General features: G+C 55.2%; 1 protein-coding gene. It reads right to left on the bottom strand.

Annotated elements, in window-relative coordinates; translation table 11 throughout:
* Positions 1-1,069: 1,069 nt before the first annotated feature.
* Complete coding sequence (locus C0623_04025; GenBank protein ID PLY02239.1) at positions 1,070-2,515, bottom strand: glyceraldehyde-3-phosphate dehydrogenase; 1,446 nt, start codon at positions 2,513-2,515, stop codon at positions 1,070-1,072.
* Between the last annotated feature and the right edge of the window lie 19 nt (positions 2,516-2,534).

Genomic DNA, 2,534 nt, shown 5'->3' with positions numbered 1-2,534 from the left:
GAAGAACCGCCGGGTCCCGGCCCGGCAGCCGGGTTCATTTCTTTATTAAGCGATAAAGAAACGAACCAAAGAAACCGCTCCCTTGCAGGGGGCTTTTTTATTTTTTCTGAATTACTTTTGTTCAACTGCTTTACTGGAGAGTTTGCCTTGAGGCAAACGCGGAACGTCTCCGTGGCGGTTGCGGTCGGGCTGCGGTTCAGTGAACGCGCTGACGGGAGCGACCTCAAGAGCAACGGGGGTGAGTCAAAATCAACAATGGTCTTCCAATCGGAGTCTAAACGTCGTCGGGGACACTTCCCGAATCTCAGGGCAGTGTCCCCTGACCTGAAGGCAGAAGACAAAAGGCAGGAAGAACCGCGCGGTCGCGGCCGCGCACTCCGCCATACTCTTTTATTGAGCCATAAAAGAGTATGCAGAAAACGGCTCCCTTGCCGGGGGCTTTTGTGCGGTCTGGATTGTTTCTGTTCAATTGTGTTGCCGGGGAGTTTGCCTTGAGGCAAACGCGAAACGTCTCCGTGGCGGTTGCGGTTGGGCTGCGGTTTAGTGAATGCGGTACCAAAGGGCGACCTCAAGAGCTCCACGGGTGAGTCAAAATCATCAATAGTTTCCCAAACGGAGTCTGAAAGTTGATGGGGACACTTCCCGAAGTCCAGGGGAGTGTCCCCTGACCAGAAGCCAGGAAGAACCGCGCGGTCGCGGCCGCGCACTCCGCCATACTCTTTTATTAAGCCATAAAAGAGTATGCAGAAAACGGCTCCCTTGCCGGGGGCTTTTTTCGCGGTCTGGATTGTTTCTGTTCAACTGTGCTGCCGGGGAGTTTGCCTTTAGACAAACGCAGTTCGTCGCTGTGGCGGTTGCGGTTGGGCTGCGGTTCATTGATCGCGCTAACGGAAGCGACCTCAAGAGCAACGGGGGTGAGTCAAAGGCTTTGCTTTTTCAAAATATTGAGATTTGTTCCTGATTCTCTCTGACAGCTTACAGCTTAAAACTTACAGCTGTCTTTATTTACTTCTCTCACTCATATCCTAGACCGCCGAGCGAACGGATTAAACCTTTTTGCAGGACTCGATTAACGCGGAAAAGTCGGCAACTCCAACCCGGCCAGTTTGGCCAAAAAATGCACAACCTGATAGCTGTACCCATATTCATTGTCATACCAGACATAGAGCACGCAGCGGTTGCCGTTGACGATTGTCGCCAGCGAATCGACGACGCCGGCGTGGCGTGATCCGACAAAATCGGTCGAGACCACTTCCGGCGAGTTGGTGAAATCAATCTGGTTCTGCAGCGGCGAATCAAGAGTGATATCGCGCAGATAATCATTCAATTCAGCAACCGTTGTCTCCCGGCCCAGCGAAAGATTGAGGATAGCCATCGAGACGTTCGGGGTTGGCACCCTGATCGCATTGCCGGTCAGCTTGCCGGCCAATTCCGGCAGCGCCTTGGCGACGGCGCTCGCAGCCCCGGTCTCGGTTATGACCATGTTGAGCGGTGCGCCGCGGCCACGCCGGTTTTTGCTGTGGTAGTTGTCGATCAGGTTCTGATCGTTGGTGTACGAATGGCAAGTTTCGACATGCCCATGCTCAATGCCGAATTCGTCGCTGACGGCTTTGAGCACCGGCACGATCGCATTGGTGGTACAACTGGCCGCTGAATAAATCGATTCTTCATCGGTAATCAGTTCATTGTTGACCCCGAACACGACATTCGGCACATCCCCTTTGCCTGGCGCAGTCAGTATAACCTTGGCCGCTCCCTGCGCTTGCAGGTGTTTGCCAAGGCCTTCCCGATCACGCCATTTTCCGGTATTGTCGATGATGATTGCGTTATTGATACCGTACTGGGTATAATCGATCTCCTCCGGATTGTCAGCGTAGATCAGGCGGATCATATTGCCGTTGGCGATGATCGCATTCTCCTTCTCATCGATCTTGATGGTCCCTTCAAAATGGCCATGTACCGAATCGCGGCGCAGCAGGCTGGCCCGTTTGACCAGGTCATCTTCTGCCCCTTTGCGAACGACGGCCGCACGCAGGCGGAGCTTGTCGCCGCCGCCGGCCTTGTCGATCAGGATCCGGGCGAGCAGGCGGCCGATGCGGCCAAAGCCATACAGGACGACGTCCTGGGGTTCGCTGAGAATAGAGTCCCTGCCGGTGTTGACCGATGAGAGTTCCTGGCGCACGAAATCATGCAAGGAGATGTCGGCACCGGCCGCCTGGGCCTGGTAGCGGACCGTCAGCTTGCCGATATCAACCCGGGCCGGAGCCAGGTCGAGCTGGCACATCGCTTCAAGGACCGGGAAGCTGTCGCGAACCGATATCTCGTTGTTGAGAATCTGTCGGGCAAAGCGGTGGGCGCGCAGGATGTCGATCACGGACTGGTGGACAAGGGTCTTGCCGTATACCGAGGTGACGATGCCGTGTTCCCGGTAGAGTTTGCCGATCAGCGGCAGCATCGATTCGGCGATGGCCTCTCTTTCTTTCCAGTCCTTGAAATAACGTTCCTGTGCATCCATCAGGCGCTCCTTTTTTTGT

The sequence above is a fragment of the Desulfuromonas sp. genome (assembly GCA_002869615.1).
Classification (GTDB): domain Bacteria; phylum Desulfobacterota; class Desulfuromonadia; order Desulfuromonadales; family UBA2294; genus BM707.
The sequence above is the reverse complement of the archived record's forward strand: the minus strand, read 5'-3'. Positions and strand labels throughout refer to the sequence as shown.

Coding starts and splice junctions, on each gene's coding strand:
- C0623_04025 (PLY02239.1), bottom strand. CDS start 2,515: ATGGATGCACAGGAACGTTATTTCAAGGACTGGAAAGAAAGAGAGGCC.